Source organism: Streptomyces sp. NPDC093544 (assembly GCF_040683495.1).
Taxonomy (GTDB): domain Bacteria; phylum Actinomycetota; class Actinomycetes; order Streptomycetales; family Streptomycetaceae; genus Streptomyces.
This window is the reverse complement of sequence record NZ_JBFBEA010000071.1, coordinates 1-4,072: the sequence shown is the minus strand read 5'-3', so window position 1 is coordinate 4,072 and position 4,072 is coordinate 1. Positions and strand designations below refer to the sequence as shown.

At 73.4% G+C, this 4,072-nt stretch carries 3 protein-coding genes; 2 read left to right on the top strand and 1 reads right to left on the bottom strand.

Annotated elements, in window-relative coordinates; translation table 11 throughout:
• Positions 1-238 precede the first annotated feature (238 nt).
• Positions 239-1,609 (top strand): NAD(P)/FAD-dependent oxidoreductase, encoded by a 1,371-nt coding sequence (locus tag AB0N66_RS42365; RefSeq protein ID WP_365446328.1) that lies wholly within the window; start codon positions 239-241, stop codon positions 1,607-1,609.
• Between the two features lie 3 nt (positions 1,610-1,612).
• Here AB0N66_RS42365 and AB0N66_RS42360 read toward each other — a convergent pair whose 3' ends face one another.
• Positions 1,613-3,058, bottom strand: a complete 1,446-nt coding sequence (locus AB0N66_RS42360) for a regulator (RefSeq protein WP_365446326.1) — start codon at positions 3,056-3,058, stop codon at positions 1,613-1,615.
• Between the two features lie 308 nt (positions 3,059-3,366).
• Here AB0N66_RS42360 and lipB point away from each other — a divergent pair.
• The coding region (gene lipB / locus AB0N66_RS42355) for a lipoyl(octanoyl) transferase LipB (RefSeq protein ID WP_365446323.1) at positions 3,367-4,072 on the top strand (706 nt) is incomplete at its 3' end.

Here is a 4,072-nt window from a genome sequence, read left to right as displayed (position 1 = left end):
TGAGGAGCGGGGTCTGGGGCGGAGCCCCAGGAACAAGGGACGGGTAGGGGCGGAGGGGGCGAGAAACCCCACCCCCCGCCACCCACGCACCCCCATGCCACCATGCACGGCCCCCGCACGACTTCCCTCCGCCCGTCGCGCCCCTAGCCTCGGTCCGAACTCGGGTATTTCAGAGGCCCGTTGGGGGCATGACGTCCCCTACCTGGCAAGGCCGCCGCGCAACCTCGAGGAGGAGCACGTGCTAGAGCCCGCTCGCCTGGCGCAAGACGTGGACGTCGTCATCGTGGGGGCCGGGGTCGCCGGCCTCGCAGCCGCCCAGCATCTGACCAGGGCGGGCCTGACGGCCACGGTCCTGGAGGCCGCCCAGAACGTGGGGGGCCGTATGTCCACGGAGAAAGTCGACGGCTTCCGGCTCGACCGCGCGGGCCGGCTCCTCTCCACGGCGTACCCCGAACTACGCCGCACCCCGGGCCTGAACACCCTGAGGCTGCGCCCCTTCTCCCCGGGCGTCCTGCTCCACAGCGACGGCCGGCACCATCGCGCCAGCACCCCCGTCACCCCCCGAAGCGCGAGGGGCGCACTCAGCGCCGCACGCGCCCTGGCGAGCGCCCCCCGCCTCCCCCGGCCTCGCCCCCAGGGCGGAGCCCACCGGCCGGGGCCCCTCGGCGGCCCTCTCGACCAGACCCGCCTCGCCACCGCGCTCGCCCGCCTCGCCGCCGTCCCACCGGCCCGCCTCCTCGCCCGCCCGGATCTCCCCGCCGCACAGGCGCTGGCCGCCCGGGGGCTCCCGCCCCGCACGGTCGACGGCTTCCTGCGTCCCCTGCTCGCCGCCCTGCTCTGCGACCCGGACCTGCGGACCTCCAGCCGCTGCGCCGACCTGGCGCTGCACTCCTTCGCGACGGGCCGCCTGTGTCTGCCGGAAGGCGGCGCCGACACGCTCCCGGAGCTTCTCGCGGCCTCGCTCCCCCCGGGCACGGTCCAGACGGGCGTTCAGGTGCGCACGGTCTCCACCACCAGCGTGACGACCCGGGACCACGGTGAACTGACCTGCCGGGCTGTCCTGTTGGCGACCGGAGCGCGCGCCGCCGCCAAGCTGCTGCCCGGGCTGCACGTGCCGGCCTTCCACCCGGTGACGGTTGTGCACCACACCACGGACGAGCCCCCGCTCACGGAACCCGCCCTGCTGCTGGACGCGGACAGGAGCGGCCCGGTGGCGCACACGGCGGTCATCAGCGAGGTGGACGCGACCCGTGCCCCGGCCGGCCGGGCCCTCATCTCCTCGACCGTCCTCGGCACTCCCCCGGCCGCCGCCCACCTGGACACGGCGGTCCGCGCCCAACTGGCCCGCCTCTACGGGACATCGACCACTCGCTGGGAGCTCCTCGCGGTCCACCACGACCCCGAGGCGGTCCCCGCGATGCCCCCGCCGCACGACCTACGCCGCCCGGTACGGCTCCTCGCGGGGCTGTACGTCTGCGGGGACCACCGCGACACGAGCACGGTGCAGGGCGCGCTCCACTCGGCCCGCCGGGCGGCCCACGCCGTGCTCATGGACCTGGGCGCCCGTCGGGCCTTACAGGAGGAGTCCGTGGCGGCCGAGGCGGCCTGAGCCTCAGCCCAGCGCCGCCACCCGGTCCCGGTACCCGCGTACAGGGGCCGCGTCCCGGTACGGTTCGAGCCGCCGCTCGAAGTCCCGTACGTACTCGATGGCCCGGACCGACCGCATCTCCAGCGCCTGCCCGGCGGCCTCGGCCCCCAACTGGCAGGCCTGGTCGAGCTCTCCGAGCCCGAGCCGTGCCGAGGCGAGCACCACTCGGCAGAACAGCCGGCTGCGCGCATAGCCGGGCGCCCGCAACTGGAGCGAGCGCTCGGCGTGCTGCGCGGCGGCCCGGTACTGCTGCAGATCCCGGTGGCAGTGCCCGAACTCGTCGGCGAGCTGGGCCTCGTCGAAGAACCGTGCCCAGTAAGGGACTTCGTCGCCGGCGCGAGCCGTCTCGAGGGCCCGCTCGGCGCGTACCAGGGACGCCGTGCAGGGCCGTACCTCTCCCAGCACGCCGTGCCCGCGTGCCTCGACGGAGTGCAGCATCGCCTGCACCACGGGCGGCGCCGCCGATCCGACGCCCTGCTGGGCCACCCGCGCCAGCTGTACGGCCTCCCTCCCGTGCCCCAGATAGACCGCCTGCCTGCTCATCGTCACCAGCACGTAACTGCCGTACGCCCGGTCGCCGGCCGCCTGCGAGAGGCGCAGCGCCTGGACGAAGTAGCGCTGGGCGAGTCCGTGCGCGGCGATGTCGTACGAGGTCCAGCCGGCGAGCCGGGTGAGGTCGGCGGTGGCGGCGAACAGCCGGCGCCCGGTCTGCTCGCCGTACGCGCCGCGCAGCATCGGCTCTGCCTCGTGTTCCAGGTAGCGGACCAGGGCCTGGCGTGCGTGGCCGCCGCCGTAGGCGTGGTCGAGGGTGCGGAAGAGTTCGCCGACCGAGCGCAGTGCGGCGATGTCGCCGCCGGTGACCTTCTGGCCGGGTCCGCGCTCGGTCTGGTTGCGCTGCCGGGGTACGGCGGGGCGGCCCTGCGCGGGCACGCGCCCGGGGCCGGGGCCGGGGTCGCCGCGGCTCACCCGGTCGTCGGCCTTCCCGATGAGCCAGTCCCGGCTGGGGACGACCAGCCCCGCCGGGGTGAAGGCGATCTTGCGCAGCTCCGCGTGGCTGCCGGAGTCCTTGCGCCACAGGCCGCTGACGATGTCGACGGCCTCCTCGGGGGACCCTGCGAACTCCAGCCCCGCGTACACGGGGGCGCAGGCGTCGAGCCCGAGATCCTGCGCGCCGAGCCGGCGTCCGAGGCGGCGGGTGAACACCTCGGCGATGAGCGCGGGCGTGGTCCCTCTCGGCTGCTGACCGCGCAGCCATCGGGTGACCGATGTCTTGTCGTATCTCAGGTCCAGGCCGTGTTCGAGGCCGAGCTGGTCCACGCGACGGGCGAGACCTGCGTTGGAGAACCCCGCTTCTGCGATGAGCGCGGCGAGCTGTCGGTTGGGGGTGCGCTGCGCGGGTCGTTCCGTCATCTGCGGTGCGGTCTCCTGCCTTTCGGGCCCCTGAGCGGCCTTGAGGTCGCCGGGGTGGCCCGGATTGCCTGTGAGCAGCCCTTTTGGCCTCTTGAACGGCGCGAATGTAGCGGAGCGTAAGCACCTCGTCGCACAATTCGACCTGCATTCATCCGATCGTGTGAGGATTGGCCGCTGGGCTGACGGGCATCGGCCGGACGTACAGTGGCGTGGGCGCGTTACGTGCCTGACACAGGTACCTCGTGTTCTTCGCGTGTGTACGTCGTGTACTTCGCGTGCCTGACGAGGCTTTGAGGGAGGCGCTTGCCGTGAGTGAGTTGCGGTTCGTCCGTATGGGATTCGGCGCGGAGGCCGTCGAGTACCAGGAGGCCTGGGACGAGCAGCGCCGCGTGCATGCCGCCCGTTTCCTGGACGAGGTCCCCGACACCTGTCTGCTCCTGGAGCACCCGCCCGTCTACACGGCCGGCCGGCGCACGGCGGACAACGAGCGGCCGCTCGACGGCACCCCGGTCATCGACGTGGACCGCGGCGGCAAGATCACCTGGCACGGTCCTGGCCAGCTGGTGGGCTACCCGATCCAGAAGCTCCCCCGCCCGGTGGACGTCGTAGCACACGTACGTCGTCTGGAAGAGGCTCTTATCCGTACGTGTGCGGAATTCGGCCTGGAGACCAGCCGCGTCGAAGGCCGCAGTGGCGTCTGGGTCCTCGGCGACCCGGTCGAGCAGCGTCCGTCCCTCGGCGGGCTCTCCCTCGACTTCGACCCGCGGCTGACGGACGAGGAGTTCGATCCCCGGCTCGACGGTCCGGAGTACGCCCCCTCCAACGCCGGCCAGCGCCGCGAGGACCGCAAGATCGCGGCGATCGGCATCCGCGTCGCCAAGGGCGTCACGATGCACGGCTTCGCCTTGAACGTGAACCCGGACAACGTCTGGTTCGACCGGATCATCCCGTGCGGGATCCGCGACGCGGGTGTGGCCTCGCTCGCGGCCGAGCTGGGCCGCGACGTCACCATCG